Origin of the sequence: Bacillus sp. FSL K6-0972, from assembly GCF_037976035.1 — a bacterium.
GTDB classification, from domain to species: Bacteria; Bacillota; Bacilli; order Bacillales; family Bacillaceae; genus Bacillus; species Bacillus haynesii.
In genome coordinates this window covers 2,249,285-2,266,803 of the sequence record NZ_CP150260.1, presented here as the reverse complement: position 1 = coordinate 2,266,803, position 17,519 = coordinate 2,249,285, and the positions used below count along the sequence as shown (strand labels likewise).

13 protein-coding genes are annotated in these 17,519 nt (G+C 46.3%); 8 read left to right on the top strand and 5 right to left on the bottom strand.

The window, feature by feature from the left end:
• The first annotated feature begins 102 nt into the window (after positions 1–102).
• From MKX80_RS11265 to odhB, 5 genes are all read left to right on the top strand, one after another.
• Complete coding sequence (locus tag MKX80_RS11265; RefSeq protein ID WP_154996606.1) at positions 103–696, top strand: superoxide dismutase family protein; 594 nt, start codon at positions 103–105, stop codon at positions 694–696.
• Between the two features lie 94 nt (positions 697–790).
• Positions 791–1,681 carry a MoxR family ATPase gene (locus tag MKX80_RS11260; protein ID WP_154996608.1) on the top strand — a complete coding sequence of 297 codons (891 nt, stop codon included), beginning with the start codon at positions 791–793 and terminating at the stop codon, positions 1,679–1,681.
• A 10-nt stretch (positions 1,682–1,691) separates the two neighbouring features.
• Positions 1,692–3,605 carry a VWA domain-containing protein gene (locus tag MKX80_RS11255; protein WP_182070511.1) on the top strand — a complete coding sequence of 638 codons (1,914 nt, stop codon included), beginning with the start codon at positions 1,692–1,694 and terminating at the stop codon, positions 3,603–3,605.
• A 384-nt stretch (positions 3,606–3,989) separates the two neighbouring features.
• Positions 3,990–6,824 (top strand): 2-oxoglutarate dehydrogenase E1 component, encoded by a 2,835-nt coding sequence (gene sucA, locus MKX80_RS11250; protein ID WP_216928554.1) that lies wholly within the window; start codon positions 3,990–3,992, stop codon positions 6,822–6,824.
• 14 nt (positions 6,825–6,838) lie between these two features.
• On the top strand, positions 6,839–8,119 hold the full coding sequence (gene odhB / locus MKX80_RS11245) for a 2-oxoglutarate dehydrogenase complex dihydrolipoyllysine-residue succinyltransferase (protein WP_154996612.1): 1,281 nt from the start codon (positions 6,839–6,841) through the stop codon (positions 8,117–8,119).
• A gap of 31 nt (positions 8,120–8,150) precedes the next feature.
• On the opposite strand, the gene MKX80_RS11240 is transcribed toward odhB, so the two are convergent.
• On the bottom strand, positions 8,151–9,131 hold the full coding sequence (locus MKX80_RS11240; RefSeq protein WP_234111886.1) for a bile acid:sodium symporter family protein: 981 nt from the start codon (positions 9,129–9,131) through the stop codon (positions 8,151–8,153).
• 214 nt (positions 9,132–9,345) lie between these two features.
• On the opposite strand from MKX80_RS11240, the gene MKX80_RS11235 reads away from it, so the two are divergent.
• On the top strand, positions 9,346–10,686 hold the full coding sequence (locus MKX80_RS11235) for a sodium-dependent transporter (RefSeq protein WP_154998251.1): 1,341 nt from the start codon (positions 9,346–9,348) through the stop codon (positions 10,684–10,686).
• Positions 10,687–10,946: 260 nt separating this feature from the next.
• On the opposite strand, the gene MKX80_RS11230 is transcribed toward MKX80_RS11235, so the two are convergent.
• The 3 genes from MKX80_RS11230 to MKX80_RS11220 form a co-directional block, all read right to left on the bottom strand.
• Positions 10,947–11,474, bottom strand: a complete 528-nt coding sequence (locus tag MKX80_RS11230) for a stress response protein YvgO (protein ID WP_154998249.1) — start codon at positions 11,472–11,474, stop codon at positions 10,947–10,949.
• Between the two features lie 629 nt (positions 11,475–12,103).
• A complete protein-coding gene (locus MKX80_RS11225; RefSeq protein ID WP_268343272.1) occupies positions 12,104–12,949 on the bottom strand; it encodes a superoxide dismutase in 846 nt (281 codons plus the stop codon).
• On the bottom strand, positions 12,946–14,835 hold the full coding sequence (locus MKX80_RS11220; protein WP_268343274.1) for a prenyltransferase/squalene oxidase repeat-containing protein: 1,890 nt from the start codon (positions 14,833–14,835) through the stop codon (positions 12,946–12,948). Before MKX80_RS11220 ends, MKX80_RS11225 begins: the two co-directional genes overlap by 4 nt.
• Before the next feature lie 267 nt (positions 14,836–15,102).
• On the opposite strand from MKX80_RS11220, the gene MKX80_RS11215 reads away from it, so the two are divergent.
• Entirely contained in the window at positions 15,103–15,504 is a 402-nt protein-coding gene (locus tag MKX80_RS11215) for a cytidine deaminase (protein ID WP_268311313.1), read from the top strand.
• A gap of 17 nt (positions 15,505–15,521) precedes the next feature.
• Positions 15,522–16,058: a GNAT family protein gene (locus MKX80_RS11210; protein WP_154994616.1), complete on the top strand. Its 537-nt coding sequence runs from the start codon at positions 15,522–15,524 to the stop codon at positions 16,056–16,058.
• A 180-nt stretch (positions 16,059–16,238) separates the two neighbouring features.
• Here MKX80_RS11210 and MKX80_RS11205 read toward each other — a convergent pair whose 3' ends face one another.
• Positions 16,239–17,375 carry an MFS transporter gene (locus MKX80_RS11205; RefSeq protein WP_268343276.1) on the bottom strand — a complete coding sequence of 379 codons (1,137 nt, stop codon included), beginning with the start codon at positions 17,373–17,375 and terminating at the stop codon, positions 16,239–16,241.
• Between the last annotated feature and the right edge of the window lie 144 nt (positions 17,376–17,519).

The window sequence follows — 17,519 nt, the reverse complement described above, 5'->3', positions numbered from 1 at the left end:
ATTTTAAATGGCTTTTTTTTGCGTGATTTCAGGATGGGAAGGACAGGTTTAATGCCCCTTTTCGTTGTCTAAACTGAAAAGAAAAGCGAAGGGGGAAGCCATTTGAGAACATTACATTACATATTGCTCACATGTATGGCTGTTTGTTTGACAGCTGCATGCACACAGCAGAAAGAAATCGAGCAGAAAAATGCCGAACAGGAACATAAAGAAACCTTTGAAGCGATGACACAGCCAATAAAGGTACCGCTGATCAAACGCGACGGTACGGAGACCGGTTTTATAGAAGTGTCTGAATCTGCTGCAGAAGGCCTTGATATCAGAGTCAGCGCCCATGATCTGCCGCCTGGCATGCTTGCTTTTCATATTCATGAAACCGGCGTGTGCAAAAAACCTGATTTTGAGAGTGCGGGTGCTCATTTCAATCCTGATCAGAAGGAGCACGGCTTTCACAATCCGAAAGGGCCGCATGCCGGTGATTTGCCGAATATTGAAGTCGGAGCCGATGGCAAAGTCGACGTCATCGTAAATGCGCCGGCAGTTACCCTCGATCAGAAAAGCAAGTTCAGTCTGCTGGATCATGACGGAAGTGCTTTTATCATTCACGAGCATCAGGATGACGATTTGACAAATCCATCCGGAAACTCCGGAGCCCGGATGGTTTGCGGAGCGCTGACGAACAGTGGAAAAAAGTGAATCGGCGCCTGGAAGCCGTTTATATTGAGGGCAGTGCATCTTTTCTAGTATACTTAAATACAGAAGACGCTTTTAGAAAGGAATTTTACAACACATGAAATATGATCTGCACGAACTAGAGCTGCCTGAAAAGATAAAAGAGCGGCTGATTCAGTCTGCCGCTAAACCTGCTGACGCGGAATACCATTCATTGATTGGAAAGCCCGGCTATGAAGCGGAAGACAGCGCCATTCTCTATGACGCGATGATCGCGCTGTCACTCGGAAAAAACGTTTTGTTAAAAGGCCCGACAGGCTCAGGAAAAACAAAACTTGCCGAAACGCTCTCCGCTTATTTTCAAAAACCTATGCACAGTGTCAACTGTTCTGTGGACCTTGATGCAGAGGCGCTTGTCGGTTACAAAACGATTGAAAACACCGACGGGAACGCCTCTATTGAATTTATTGAAGGTCCCGTAACAAAAGCAATGAACAACGGCCATTTTCTATATATTGACGAAATCAACATGGCGAAACCGGAAACGCTGCCGATCTTAAACGGGGTGCTGGATTACCGGAAAATGATGACCAATCCGTTTACAGGGGAAGTCATCAAAGCGAAAGAGGGATTCGGCGTGATTGCGGCGATAAACGAAGGCTATGTCGGAACGGTTCCATTGAACGAAGCGCTGAAAAACCGGTTTGTCATTATCGACGTGCCATACATTAAAGGTGACCTGCTGAAACGGGTGCTTGAAACACAATCCGAACTGAAAGATCAGAAGCTGCTGGACCGGTTTGTCACCCTGTCATCGGACTTAATGACGCAAGCGCATAACGGTCAGGTATCTGAAGAGGCCGCTTCCATCAGAGCGCTTCTCGATACTTGCGACCTGTCGACGTATATTCCGCCGCTGCGAGCGATCGAACGAGGCATCGTTGAAAAGCTTGATGATGAACGCGAAAAAGCGGCGGTCCGAAATATTGCCCAAACTTTGTTCGAATGAGGGTTTTTTTATGAAGTTTATTAAATTCAATGACAGCAAGATTGACTCTTTGCTTTTTATGGAGCTGACAGATCTGGCAAAAACGCTCGCGAAAAGCGATCAGGTTGAAGTGGAGTACGGGGTTCAGTCTTATTACAATCCTTTTGAGAAAACGATCTACATGAGCCACTTTTGGAAAGACCGGAACCACCGTGATATGGTAGACGGTTTGAAGAGCGATGTGTACTTGCGGTCAATCGGCTCCCGCTACAGCTCGATGAAAGACTTTTCCCGCATGCTGGACTCGGCTCGGGAATATCAGTTTAAGAGTTTGGCAAAACAGTTGTTTATGCTTTTTGAGGATATCAGAATCGAAGAGTCCATCAAGAGGGAGCGTCCCGGCACAAAACCGGTATTTTCAAGCCGGAAATCGATGTACCGCAAACACTTTGCGACCCAGCTGACGCTGAATCTGGAGCGGAGCATTTTTACAGATGCTTTGTTTTGCGCTGTATATCTTAAGCTGACCGCAGAGTCACCGCTTGAAGAGATACCGGCTATCCATGAATCAATCGACCCGATGAAGGGGTTTATAGAAGCCGAGCTCGCCCGCGTATTCGAAGCGCGTTCAACTGCTGACATCGTTTCGATTGTAAATGGGTTAATGGAAGGTTTTGAAGAGGTGCTCGAAAAAGATATGCTGAATACGTACTTCTTTTTTCCGGAACTGGAATATGAACAAGTTGACGAAGAAGCGCTTTTTCAAGATTTGAAAGCAAAACCGAAGCTGAGCGAGGATCTGACGCTTGAAGAGAAAAGTGCGGGTGACGAGGAAGTTCATGAAGAAGAAATGCCGACTTGGCACAGAGAAACGGAAGCCCCGGCCAAAAGCTTTCTCCAGTTTGATTTGGAGCACGGCGCAAAAACCGATATTTCCGGCGGCGCTTTAAGAGAAGGAGAAGACGGCGACCAAGCGCTCGGGTCTGTTCAAGGTACGGCGAAGCAGACGAAAAGGAAAGACTATTCAAAACTTGAATCGCTTGAATCTGTTCAAGATGAACCGAACGCCGGAGCTGCCCAAGCCGGCAAAGAAAACCGCTATGCATTTTCGGTGATGAAGCTTCCGGAAAAACCTTCGAATGAAGACATATTAGACTACCAGGCTCAAGCCAAAACCATCGAATCATATCAAAAACGGCTCAAACAGATGATTCAAAAAACACTCGAGCATAAAAAAACGCTTCCGAGAACCGATTTGCATGCAGGCAGATTGAACAATAAACTGCTCCGTTACTTTACGGAGCGCAATCCGCGCCTGTTCTATAAAAAACAAGAGCCGTCTACAGAAATCGACGCCGTTTTTACATTGCTCGTCGACTGTTCAGCAAGCATGCATGACAAAATGGCAGAGACGAAACGGGGCATTGTGCTGTTTCATGAAGCGCTTAAATCTGTTGCTGTCCCACATCAAATCGTCGGTTTTTGGGAAGATACAAACGATGCGACAGAGATGAGCCAGCCCAACTATTTTCATACGGTCGTCTCTTTTACGGATTCCTTAAAAGCAGGCGCCGGACCGCATGTCATGCAGCTTGAACCGGAGGAAGACAACCGGGACGGATATGCGATCAGGCAGATGACGAAGATGCTTGTTCAAAGAAGCGAAGCTCAGAAGTTCCTGATCGTCTTTTCAGATGGGGAGCCGGCCGCATTCGATTATGAACAAAACGGGATTGTCGATACACATGAAGCGGTTATGGAAGCGCGGAAACGAAATATCGAAGTCATCAATGTATTTTTATCAAACAGCGAAATCGAAGAATCGCAAATGAAGACGATACAGGACATGTATGGAAAGTACAGCCTTTTCGTCCCGGATGTCGATCAGCTTCCCGATGTTCTGTACCCGCTTTTAAAAAAGCTGTTGAACAAAAGTATAAGATAGATGTGACAGATGGCAGCAATACTCGCGGCCATCTGTTTCTTATCGTAGAAATACAGTGAAATATTGAAATTTTTATTATTTTTATCAACTTAATTTTTTACGGAGCACATCCGGATGTTAAAAAATAGACGGTCAGGGGAAATATGTGAATAAATAAAGAGCCGGTTTAAGAGTAGACAATCTGAAAGTTCAAAATTATAAATTTTTTTATTTTTCAAGATGATTTTTTAATTTTATTTGAACAATCTGTGTAGAAACAAATGAGAAACAGTGGTAAAATATACGTGGAAGCGTTTTTATTACATATTTCTGGGCGCAAGGTTCAGAAGATATATTAAGATAGTGAATCATTCACTTGATTATTAGGTTGGGGGTAATGTTCAAATGTTTCAAAATAGTATGAAACAAAGAATGACTTGGGAAGAATTTCACGGTCCGAACCTCGGCTATGTGCTGGAGCTATACGATCAGTACGTCAAGGATCCAGAAAGCTTGGATGCTGATTTAAAAGAGATGTTTGACGAACTTGGAGCTCCCCCGGGCGATATAAGGGCCGCCTCTCTAAAAAACGAAGAGGCAGATTTCACGGCTGGATCTATTCAAAAAATCGCATCAGCGATAAAACTTGCAGAAGATATTAGAACCTATGGCCATTTAAACGCTTCCGTCAATCCACTAAGAAAAACACAAGAAAAACAGGAGCTTTTTCCTCTTGCTGAGTACGGGTTAACTGAGCAGGATGTGAAAAAAATCCCGGCGTCTGTCCTATGCAAAGATGCCCCTAAAGAAGTAACGAACGGTTTAGAAGCCATCCAGTACTTAAAAAACACATACAAAAAATCGATTTCTTTTGAATTTGACCATGTGCACATTTTTGAAGAGCGCAACTGGCTGATGAAAAAGATTGAATCCGGGGAATTATTCGCTCCGAAATCGAAAGAAAAGCTGGTGGAAGTTTTAAGAAGGCTGACAGAAGTTGAAAGCCTTGAACAGTTTCTCCACAAAACATTTGTCGGGCAAAAACGCTTTTCAATAGAAGGACTTGATGCGCTTGTGCCGATGCTGGATGATATTATCGCCAAGTCCGTTTCGGCAGGTACGACAAACGTTAATATCGGAATGGCGCACAGGGGCCGCCTGAACGTTCTTGCGCATGTGCTCGGAAAACCTTATGAAATCATTTTTTCTGAATTCCAGCATGCGCCGAACAAAGATCTCGTTCCGTCGGAAGGTTCGACAGGGATCAATTACGGCTGGACGGGTGACGTAAAATACCACCTCGGCGCCAACCGTCAGATTCAGGATGAGCATACGAAAACGGCGCGCATTGCGCTCGCGAACAATCCGAGCCACCTGGAGTTCATCGATCCGATCGTTGAGGGATCGACAAGAGCCGCCCAGGAAACGAGAACAGAGAGCGGCTATCCGGTTCAAGACGTCAAAAAATCGCTGGCGATTCTGATTCACGGCGATGCGGCATTCCCAGGGGAAGGCATTGTCGCGGAAACGCTGAATTTAAGCCAGCTTAAAGGCTATCAGGTGGGCGGAGCGATTCACATTATCGCCAATAACATGATCGGCTTTACGACGGAAAGCAATGAGTCGAGATCGACGAAATATGCAAGCGACCTTGCAAAAGGCTTTGAAATTCCGATCGTCCACGTTAATGCGGATGATCCTGAAGCATGCCTTTCAGCGGTTCAGCTCGCTGTTGAATACCGCATGACTTTCAACAAAGACTTTTTAATCGATCTGATCGGCTACCGCCGTTTTGGCCACAACGAAATGGATGAGCCGTCTGCAACGCAGCCGATGCTGTATGATGCGGTCAGAAAGCATCCGACCGTCAAAAACATCTTTGCTGAAAAGCTGATTCATACCGGGATCGTCGATAAAGAAACCGTCGACAAAATCAAGGACGCTGTCCTGAAGCGTTTAGAAGAAGCCTATCGCAAAGTGCCGGCCAAAAAGGAAGACATGACGCATGAAATCGTTCTTCCGGAGCCTGTTTCCAACGGTTTTCCTGATGTTGACACATCGGTTGATGTTGAAACTTTGCACAAAATCAATCAGGAGCTTGTTTCATGGCCTGAAAACTTCAACGTTTTCGATAAGCTAAAGCGAATCCTCGAAAGGCGCGCCAAAGCGTTCGACGATGACCGAAAAGTCGACTGGTCGCTTGCAGAGGCGATGGCGTTTGCATCCATTTTGAAAGACGGCACGCCTCTAAGGCTGACCGGGCAGGATTCAGAACGCGGCACATTCGCACACCGCAACCTTGTCCTTCACGACAGCAAGACAGGGGACGAATTCATCGCACTGCATCACCTTGCAGATACGAAAGCGTCATTTGCGGTTCACAACAGCCCGCTTTCTGAAGGGTCCGTCCTTGGCTTCGAATACGGATATAACGTGTCTTCGCCGGAAACGATGGTGATCTGGGAAGCGCAGTTTGGAGATTTTGCAAACGCGGCGCAAGTTTACTTTGATCAGTTCATTTCTGCAGGAAGAGCGAAGTGGGGACAAAAATCAGGGCTGGTTGTTCTCTTGCCGCACGGCTATGAAGGGCAGGGGCCTGAGCATTCAAGCGGAAGAACGGAACGCTTCCTTCAGCTGGCGGCGGAAAACAACTGGACTGTCGCCAACCTGACGAGCGCTGCCCAGTACTTCCATATTTTAAGAAGGCAGGCGAAGATGCTCCTTCGCGAGGAGATCCGCCCGCTGATCATCATGACGCCGAAAAGCCTGCTGAGAAATCCGAATACCGTGTCAGAAGTGCAGGAGCTCAGCGACAGCAGCTTTAAGCCGGTCTATGAAATGTCAGGACTTTCCCATCAGTATGACAAAGTGACGCGCCTCGTCCTTTCAAGCGGTAAAGTTTCGATTGACATCAGCGACCATTTCAATAAAATGGAAGTTGAAAAAGATTGGCTGCACATTGCACGGGTTGAAGAGCTGTATCCTTTCCCTGCAAAGCATATTAAAGCGATCTTCAGCAAACTCCCGAATTTGGAGGAGATTGTCTGGGTACAGGAAGAACCGCAAAATATGGGCGCATGGAACTATATCGAGCCTTATTTAAGAGAGGTTGCTCCAAAGGACGTGAAGGTCCGCTATATTGGCAGAAGAAGACGTTCAAGTCCGGCAGAAGGGGATCCGACGGTTCATAAAAAGGAACAGGAACGCATTGTATCTGATAGCTTGACTCGCAAAAATTAAGGGGGAACTAAAAAATGGCGGAAATTAAAGTACCTGAATTAGCGGAATCAATTTCAGAAGGAACGATAGCCCAATGGCTGAAACAACCGGGAGATTATGTAGAACAAGGGGAATTCCTGCTTGAGCTGGAGACTGATAAAGTCAACGTGGAATTGACGGCAGAAGAGTCCGGCGTTCTTCAGGAAGTGCTGAAAGATTCCGGTGACACAGTTCAGGTCGGCGAAGTAATCGGAACGATTTCAGAAGGCGAAGGAAAAGGAGGCAAATCAACGGCTCCTCAAGCTGACGCTCAAGAAAGCGGCGGCACTTCGGAAGAGAAGGCAGCTTCATCTGAAAAGACAGCCGAACCTCGCGAAAGCGCGAACGATGAGGCGGATGCAGCCAAAACAAGAACAATCGCTTCTCCGGCTGCCCGAAAGCTCGCCCGTGAAAAAGGCATCGATTTATCGGAAATTCCTACTGGTGATCCGCTCGGAAGGGTCAGAAAACAAGATGTTGAATCTTATCAGAAAAACGAGCAGCCGCCAAAAGCTCAGCCTGAACCAAAACGCGAAACACAGGCGCCGGCCGCTAAACAAACCGAAGATGCAGGTAAACCGGTAGAGCGTCAAAGAATGTCCCGCCGGAGACAGACGATTGCCAAACGCCTCGTTGAAGTTCAGCACACCGCCGCTATGCTGACGACATTCAACGAAGTGGACATGACGGCGGTCATGAACCTAAGGAAACGCCGAAAAGATCAATTCCTTGAGCAGCATGACGTGAAGCTCGGATTCATGTCATTCTTTACAAAAGCTGTTGTCGCCGCGCTGAAAAAATATCCGCTCCTCAACGCGGAAATTCAAGGCGACGAGCTTGTGATCAAAAAATTCTATGACATCGGAATCGCTGTTGCTGCGCCGGATGGCCTCGTCGTACCGGTCGTGCGCGATGCAGACCGCAAAACCTTTGCTGATATTGAAAGAGATATCGGAGAGCTTGCGAAGAAAGCGAGAAACAATAAACTGTCGCTCAACGAGCTTCAAGGCGGTTCCTTTACGATCACAAACGGAGGAACGTTCGGATCACTATTATCGACTCCGATTTTGAACAGCCCGCAAGTTGGTATTTTGGGCATGCATAAAATCCAGCTGCGTCCTGTAGCAATTGATGAAGAGCGCTTCGAAAACCGCCCGATGATGTACATTGCATTATCGTATGACCACCGGATCGTCGACGGTAAAGAGGCGGTCGGCTTCCTGGTCACGATAAAAAATCTGCTTGAAGATCCTGAACAGCTTCTGTTGGAAGGTTAAATCAAGAAAAAAGCTTTGGCCGCATGTACGGTCAAAGCTTTTTGTTTATCATCTGCGGGGCAGGAGAATGATTGTCATTCTTCTGCTTCTTTGTTTTTTTGCCCCAATATGTCGCAAGCCATGAGCCTGAAAGGTTATGCCAGACGCTGAAAACAGCGCTCGGAACAGCGGAAAGAGGGGAGAAGTGCGCCGTCGCCAATGCCGCGCCGAGACCCGAATTCTGCATGCCGACCTCAATAGCCACGGCTTTTTGAGATGCATAATCCATTTTAAAGCACTTTGCCAAGATAAAGCCGAAGAAAAGTCCGAGGCCATTATGAAGAACAACAACCGCAAAAATCAACAGCCCCGATTGAATAATGTTTTCCCGATTGCCCCCGACGACCGCTGAGACGATGGCGACGATGCCGAGAACGGAGACGAGCGGAAGCACCTGAACAGCTTTTTTCACTTGTTTTTTAAAGAAAAATTGAACGATCAGACCGGCAATAATCGGAAGCAGCACGGCCTGCAAAATCGACACGAACAGCGAGTCCGGAGATACCGGAAGCCATTCTTTTGCGAAAAATAAAATGAGAAACGGCGTTAAAAAAGGCGCAAGCAATGTGGAAACCGTTGTGATCGCCACAGACAGGGCGATGTTTCCCTTCGCAAAAAATGTCATGACATTTGATGCCGTTCCCCCGGGGCAGCATCCCACTAAAATGACCCCTACCGCTATTTCGGGGGGAAGACCGAGGCCATAGGCCAGTCCAAAAGCGAGCAACGGCATGACCGTATATTGAATCAGCACACCGATCAGCACATGCAGGGGACGTCTCAGCAGCTCTTTAAAATCGTCCGCTGACAATGTCAATCCCATCCCAAACATAATCACGCCAAGCAGGATCGTAATGTAAGGGATGATCCAAGTGAACTGCGACGGAAAGGCAAAGCCGAGAACCGCAAATAGAATCACCCAAATGGCGAACGTTTTTCCTGCAAATTGACTGATTTTGATCAAATAACTCATAAGTCCAGCTCCTCACATCTGTAGAAAATGTAACATCCTCTTATTATAATTAATATTCTGAATAATTCAATACTAGTAAAATAAAGAATTGTTTAAAATAATATTATTATGTAAACTGAAAGAAATGTTTGAAAACCTTGACGAATTCGTTTATGCTTTTTAAAATGATAGTTTGTAGCCATGTGCAATTAGACCGAGAAGAAGAGGTGCTTAAGTGGAAAATAAACAAAATATATGGTCATCAAAGCTTGGATTTATCTTAGCTTCGGCCGGCTCGGCAATCGGGCTCGGCGCGATATGGAAGTTTCCTTATGTTGCCGGAACAAGCGGCGGCGGAGCATTTTTACTTATGTTTATTCTTTTTACTTTATTGATTGGGCTTCCTTTATTAATGGCGGAGTTCATTATCGGCAGAAAGACTCAAAAAGATGCCGTTGAATCCTACAAGGAGCTGGCTCCCGGCTCGCTTTGGCACTGGATTGGACGCCTCGGCATTATCACGTGTTTTATTCTGCTGTCTTTCTATAGTGTTGTCGGCGGCTGGATCATCATTTATATTGTCAAAGGGCTGACCGGTGAACTGTCAAGAAGTACGGATTATGCCGGGCTTTTCGGGGAGACGATTGCAAATCCGTATCTCGTTCTTGCGAGCCAATTTGCATTTATCATGCTAACGATCCTTGTCGTTGCAAAAGGAGTCAGAAGCGGAATTGAAAAAGCGAGCAAGTTTATGATGCCTGCTCTGTTCATTATTTTTCTGCTTTTGATCATCCGTTCGCTCACACTTCCCGGTTCAATGGAAGGCTTGGAGTTTTTCTTAAAACCTGATCTTTCCCATATCACAGCCAAAACGGTGCTGTTTGCGCTTGGACAATCCTTTTTCTCGCTGAGTGTCGGTGTTTCCGTTATGGTAACGTACAGCTCTTATTTATCGAAAAAAGAAAACCTTGTACAATCAGCCGTTTCAGTGACATTGCTCAATGTATCTGTAGCGATTCTTGCCGGGTTTGCAATTTTTCCGGCCGTTTTTTCATTCGGATTATCTCCTGATGCCGGCCCGATGCTGTTATTTAATGTGCTGCCGTCAGTCTTTCACAAGATGCCTTTAGGAATCATCTTTTTATTGGCGTTTCTGCTCTTATTTTTATTTGCTACACTGACGTCTGCATTTTCAATGCTTGAAATTCTTGTTTCTTCCTTGTCAAAAGGGGACCCTAAAAAAAGACAGGCTTTCGCTTGGGCGGGAGGAATTGCGATTTTCCTATTCGGAATCCCTTCAGCATTATCATACGGCGTGCTTCAGGATGTATCGATTTTTAATCTATCGATTTTTGATGCGGCGGATTATCTTGTCAGCAATATTTTAATGCCGCTCGGCGCTTTGCTCATCGCCGTTTTTGTGCCGCTTAAAATTCCGAAAGACGAGCTGTTTGCCGAATTGAAAGAGGGCTCTAAAATCAGCAGAAAATGGTTTGCAGCCTGGCTTCTGTTGATTCGCTACGCAGCTCCAATCGTCATTATTGTTGTCTTTTTGGACGTCATCGGCGTATTCTAAGATTGAATTGTTTATAAGGCCGGATAAATCCGGCCTTTTTTTCATGCAGACGGTTGCGTGCCGGTAAAGATAAGCATCGCTTAGGTGAGCAGTGCAGTCTTTTTGGTCGGCTTTATGATCGGCAAGGCAAGTGTTTGATAAAAGGGGAGGAAGGGAAAAAGCGGCTGTTTTTCTGGGGCAGAAATATTAAAAAAGCCTGCCGGTGAATTCGCTTATACGATTTTACCGGCAAGCAGAAGAGGGGGATACCTTGACTTTGATTAAGGCTTACGGAATGTTACAGTTTGGCCGTTTCGATCAAACCAGCCTTTAAATGCCCAGTTAATCCAGCCGCCGTCTCCTTGGTTTGTAAATTGTCCGCTTTCAAATACCCAAATGCCGTAAATCACGCCATGATAGTTGGCAGATCCATAAAATTTAACTCCTCTTAAACCATTATGATAGCCTTGGCTTAAGTTGAACACCATGACATTGTATCTTTGGCCTGCAGAATAAAAAGCGGTTTCCATGCAGTTTTTGACGAAACCGCTGCGGTTATTGCTTTGAACGATAGCATCCCTAATCGAGTTTCCGATTCCTAAGAGATCGAGGCTGATGCTTAGATCAATAGCAGAAGTTTTAAACTGTTTTTCCTGGTTCAATGACTGATTGAGAGGTGTGGGTATAGACATAGAAGGTAAGGTTGTTACAGAACTGTCCGTATGTTTTGATTCTTTCGCTTCTGATAAGTACGGCAGACAAGTCAACCCGAGCATTAAGGCTGTAAAGAAAGCAAACATTTTTTTCATAATTAACCCTCCTAAAATAAATTGCCATTTTTCGAAAAACTGACCAGCTGAATCAGACAAACATCGACAGTTTGAACATTTATTCCCTCCCTTCTTGTAGAATAGCTTAACGATTTTTGAAATTAGAAGAATGAGGAAAAACGACTATTTTCCAAATAAATCAAAAAATGTTCACATTTCATACTTAAGGCACAAATTTGGGATATATTGATAGAATGCTGCAGATTCGATATTCCATAAAGGCATGATCAAAATAGCGGATTCGGAAGGGTGCATGGTTGTGGGATTTCTCTCCCGACGCCGCCTCAGCGATCTCCGTGTTATCAGTTCTAACAATCCTCAAGATAAAATGGAATATTTAAACTTTTACTTGGAATCTTATTACATACGATAGAGGGTTTAAGAGAAATAGATACTTGTATGACAGTGATAAGGTATCGGCACTTTAGCTCGATTCGGCCAGTGTCGACGGTTGCCTGGCACCGAGAAGAGAAAGGTGTGAGAGGAAAGGCTCGTCCGCTTTTTGAGGCAAGTCTTTTTCATCTCTGATGACGGGGAGGCCGATGTCCGGCGCAACTATCGAAACAAATCAGGACTTCAATAGTTGAAGTCCCGCCATTGAATTTGAATCAGAACGGCTCCCATAGAACGCGCTTTGCTGTCGCAAATCGCCTTTCAGGTTCTCTCCAGTCAACGACATTCCACCAATTATCGACGTATTTTGCCTTTTCATTTTTATATTGAAGGTAATATGCGTGCTCCCATACATCGAGCGGGAGCAGGGGGATCACATCCCATTGGCTCATCAGCTGATGTTTTTCTGCGATCAGAATTTCCAAGCGGTGCGAGCGCGGCGCCCAGACGAGGATCGCCCAGCCGACGCCTTCCACTTTTTTCGCCGCTTCGGAAAATTGTTCTTTAAAGGCCGAATAGCTCCCGAAAGAACGGTTGATCATCTCCAGCAATTCGCCTGTCGGCCGCCTTTTTCCTTTTGGGTGCATCGCATACCAAAATATCGTGTGCAAATAGTGCCCGGCTCCGTGGAAGGCGAGCTCTCTTTCCCAATGGTTTACGAGGTCGAACTGTTTGGTTTGCCTCGCTTTCTGCAGTTCTTTTTCAGCTTTGTTTAAGCCGTCGACATAGCTTTGGTGATGTTTTGTATGATGAAGAAACATAATTTCCTTTGAAATATAAGGCTCAAGGGCTGAATACGAGTAGGGCAGGCTTGGCAGGCGATGGCCTCCGATCGGCACTGTTCTGAATGGCTGCCGGCCTGCTTGAGACGCATCACTGCGGGAGATGGCTTGATACACGGCTTCTGCCTGCTCATACCATTCCTGTTCGGGCGCACGAGGATCATCCAATGATTGAAAAAGTTTTTCTAAATGGCTTTCTAAAGAAGGATCATCTTTCATCTGGTCTTTCAGGTCTTTGGCCCACGACGATATTTTTTCTTTGTAAGCATCTCTGTTCAATATGTCTCCCTCATTTCCGCTTTTTTAATAAATGCGCTTGAAGCGAGCAATGAAAACACAAAAGGATAGCTGTGATAGCGGATGTAGAATTGTTTCGGCAGCCCGATTCCCGTCGGGTATTCGAGTCGCTCACGCGAGGTTTCGTGATCATCGATGAGAAAACGAATCCCTTTTATGATCTGTGGATCATCCGGACGCTCATATTGCAAAAGCGCCTCCAGCGCCCATGAAGATTGAACAACTGTTCCAAAGTGAAGAGGGACAAAACGCTTCGCTTCACAGCTTTTGCAAGATTCTCCCCAGCTTCCGTCTTCACGCTGGATCGATTTAAGCCAGGAGATCGCTGTTTTGACAGACGCGTGGTTGCCGGAAACCCCGACAGCTTTCATACCGGTGAGTGCGGCCCATGTACCGTAAATAAAGCAGACGCCCCATCTGCCATACCAAGAGCCGTCCGCTTTCTGATGATGATCAAGCCACCCGAGGGCGCGCCGGACCGCAGGATGGTTATCTGTGAACCGCCCTTTAAGCCCGAGCAGATGAAGAACGCGTCCAGTCAAGTCTGCCGTTGACGGATCGACTGCTGCGTCAGCTGCTGATTCGAGCGGCAGATTTCGGATGAGCGGATGGTCAACGTTTTTTTCAAATGCCGCAAACCCTCCGTCCTTGTTTTGCATGGATAAAAGCCAGGCGAGCCCCCGGTTCCATGCAGCCGGACGCCGTTGAAAAGGAATTGCTTTTAATGCCGCAGCGGTATCGTCCAAATCGGGATTGTTTGTATTGATGTGTGAAAAACCCCACCCGCCAGGGACCGCTTGAGGATTTGAGACAGCCCAGTCCGCTTTTTTCACATGCTGTCTTTTGAGAAGGTAGTCGGCTGCCGATGAGATGGAAGAATGTTGTTCAGGCATTCCGGATTCCTGCATGGCATAGCTGATGAGGGCCGTATCCCAGACGGTGGAAGTTGAGTTTTCCAGATGGGCGCCGTCTCCTCCGCATGATGAAATGAGACTTTTGATTCCGCTGACTGCTTTTTTGACAATGGGGGCGTTTTTTGCTATTCCCATCGCCAGCAGGCTGTAAATCATGAACATGGTCGCGCTCGCATAGCTGTATAGTGTTCCGTCATCTTCGATTCTGTCCAGCATATATTTTTTGCCCGCTTCAAATCCGAGCTGATGGACGTAAGCCGGCCATTGAAAGAGCTGTTTCCATTGCAGATTGAAAGAATAGAAGGTTCTCTCGTCAAAAGAGCGGATGTTCAGCCAGTCGAGAGGGTTTTTTGACATGGCTTCATCCAGGTGCCGAAGCGAGCCGATTTGGCTGTTTTTTAAAGAGAATCGCCGATTAAACGTAATCGCCATCGGGACAAAATGAATTCTTGCATATGTGCTGAAATGGTAAAAATGCAGCGGGAAATAGGACGGGATCAGTAAAAATGAGAGCGGAATATAGGCTCTCGGCCATGGATACAGACCGTTGGCGGCGAGCATCCACTTCGTCATAAAGTGGACGTCCTTCAATCCGCCTGCGTCCTTAATAAAAGCCTCGGCTTTCTGCATATGCGCATCTCTCCGGTCATAGAGCCCCGAAGCCAGCATCCCGGTATAGCCCTGGACTGTCGCTGTTAAATTGCCCGCTTTTTCATCCGGGTGATTGCGAAACGCGCCGTCTTCGCTCTGCCTTGAACGGATTCGTTCAGCAAGACTTGTGATGAGAGAAGAGTCCTGATCGCCAAGTGAAGTCAGCATCAGAATGAAAAAACTGTCTGTCATCACGGGCCCTTCAAAACAAAAACGCCACGAACCATCTGGCTTCTGTCTATTTTGAAGCTCTGCGAGCGTTTTTTGTCTGAAAGCTTTCACGTCTTCTAGTAAAGAACGCAATCTTCTCATCTCCTTCATATTACTGTATTCATTTGGGAAATGTGTCATGCCAATCGGGTGAAAACAGAAGAACAGCGATTTTGAACAGGCGATGAAGATACAGGCATACGTCAGCAGGGGCTTGCCGGCTTTTGTTAGGCGGTGAGCATCATTAGGAAATCGTGAGCCTTCCGATTTTGTCTTTGAATATCTTCATTTACCTCCGTTCCAATTTCAGGTATTGTAAAAAGAGAGACATTAGTAACAATGTTTGGGGGATGGTGCTGAATGAATATTGAACAGATGCTGTATGATACAGCAGTCGACTTGATCAAAAAGAGGTATCCGACCGGATGGGGCGGGGCAGCCGCCATGTATACCGAAGACGGGAGAATCTTGACGAGCGTAGCCCCGGAAGTAATCAACGCTTCAACCGATTTATGCATCGAAACGGGCGCCATTCTCGAAGCCCATAAGTATCAGGCAAAAATTACGCACTCTGTTTGTGTTGCGAGAGACGATGAACATTCCGAATGCAAGGTATTAACGCCGTGCGGGGTATGCCAGGAAAGGCTTTTTTATTGGGGTCCGGATCTTAAAGCGGCTGTAACTGTACCGGATGGGCGTCTGATTTATAAATCTTTAAAGGAAATACAGCCATACCATTGGTTTGCTGCGTATCAAAAGTAACAGGGGAGGCGCGTTCGATGTTCGAGAGCCGTAAAGTTTATCTCAGGACTGTTGAAAAAGGCGATATGGAGAGCTTTTATAAAGCCGCTCAAAATGAAGACATCAGGTATATGACGGGCACGACACGTGAATTTACGATGGAAGACCTTTATGAGCACTACGAGAGAATCACAAGCGATGAGACGCGCTATGATTTTGCCGTCTGCTTAAAGGAGGACGATCGTTTGATAGGCGATCTGTCCATCATTGACATCGACCGGACGAATCGAAAAGCAGGGTTTAGAATCGCTTTGCACAGCCCCGCTTATTTGAACAAAGGCTATGGTCCTGAAGCGGTGCGGCTGGCCATGCAGTTTGCATTCGAAAGGCTCGATCTTAACCGCCTTCAGCTCGAAGTTTTTTCACACAATAAGCGTGCGCTGAAAGCATATGAAAAAGCCGGATTTAAAAGGGAAGGTACGGTCAGGGAGGCTCTTTATATGAATAAACAGTACTCAGATGAAATCATTATGGGGATATTGAAGCGGGAATACGAAGAGCTGATATCCCGCTGAATCAGAGGGCGCGCAGCATGTTATTCTGCTGAGCGCCGCTTTGTTCATTTTTATTTTTCAATCTTTGCTGAACAGCTGTAAATGCCGCCGGCAATCAGCGCCATTGTCATCGAATAAGCTTTTTTTATTTCTCAAACGATCACTCCAAATATACCGTTGATGAAAAAATCCACAGCAGCTTCATCGTTCTATTTGCCTTGCAGACTGGCTGTACGTTCTCACATCCCGCACGAAAAATGTGACAGCGGCTGTTCCGGCATATAATACAGCGGCAGCGATAAATACGCTTTGCACCCCGATCAAGTCCGCCAAAGCCCCCATAATGGCGATTGTTAAGACAGACCATGCAGTCAAAATAGTATTTTTGGCGGCGGTGACCGGTGCACGCTCTTCATCTGTCAACGTATCTTGAAGGATAACCGTCTGGCTGACGTCTCTTACTTGATAAAGCGGACCCATCATGATACAGAGGATGACCGAAAGGAGGGGATTTGACGAATAGGCGAATAAAAGCGTTGTGATTCCCATTGAAACAGAACCCAAGACAATCATGAGGCCAAGCCTTTTTTTGAGCTGGTTGGAAAAGAGCACAGCGAGAATGCCGCCCAAAATCGCTCCCAAAAAATAACCGGCATTGATGAATCCCCACCAAGCCTCTCCTTTATTTAACACCTCTTTTGTAAAAGCCAGCAAAACGGCGGAAGTCCAGACCGCATTTGCTAAACCTTCTGACATGTCCATCATCGTAAGCAACAAAACAGTTTTCTTCCTGTATACAGTGCGCCAGACTGATTGTATACGGGTTTTTTGACGAGGGGGAACCGCTTTTTTGAAATCAGGCAATTTGATTAAAAGCCCTGATACGAAAAAGAGTCCTGCTGTAAACACTGTCAACGTATGAGTCTGGGCCAAAACAGTTAAATAGCCGCCGAGACCCCAGCCTGCTGCCTGAACAAACTGGTTGACCGTCACGATGCTTCCCGATGCCGCCACGTAATCGCGCTTTTTAATCGCTTGATACAGTAAACCTAATTGTGCGGGGGAATACCACGAGCCGACAAAGCTTTGCAAAAATAGCAGCATATAAATGATATAAGAGGGTAAGCCCAGCGATTGGCATAAGCCGATGCATAATGCGCAGACCGCTCTGAACCATGTTGAATAAGCGGCTGTTTGCAGCAGGTCGAGGCGCTGAATAGCAAAAGCAGCCATCGCTCCGCCTATTACACTGCCGAACGAGGATAAAGCCAAAACCAGACCGGATCCGAATACAGAGTTCGTTTCCTTAAACACATCGACCATGACGATGATCGTCATCAAAATCGACCCGACAGCCTGTGCTGTTTGTGACGCCCATATGTATCTAAAACTTTTTTGATTCCAGAGGGTTTTGCCAAGAGAGGAAGAATACACGGTTTTATCATTCCAGTCGACTTAAACTATCATCTATTTTACCATATG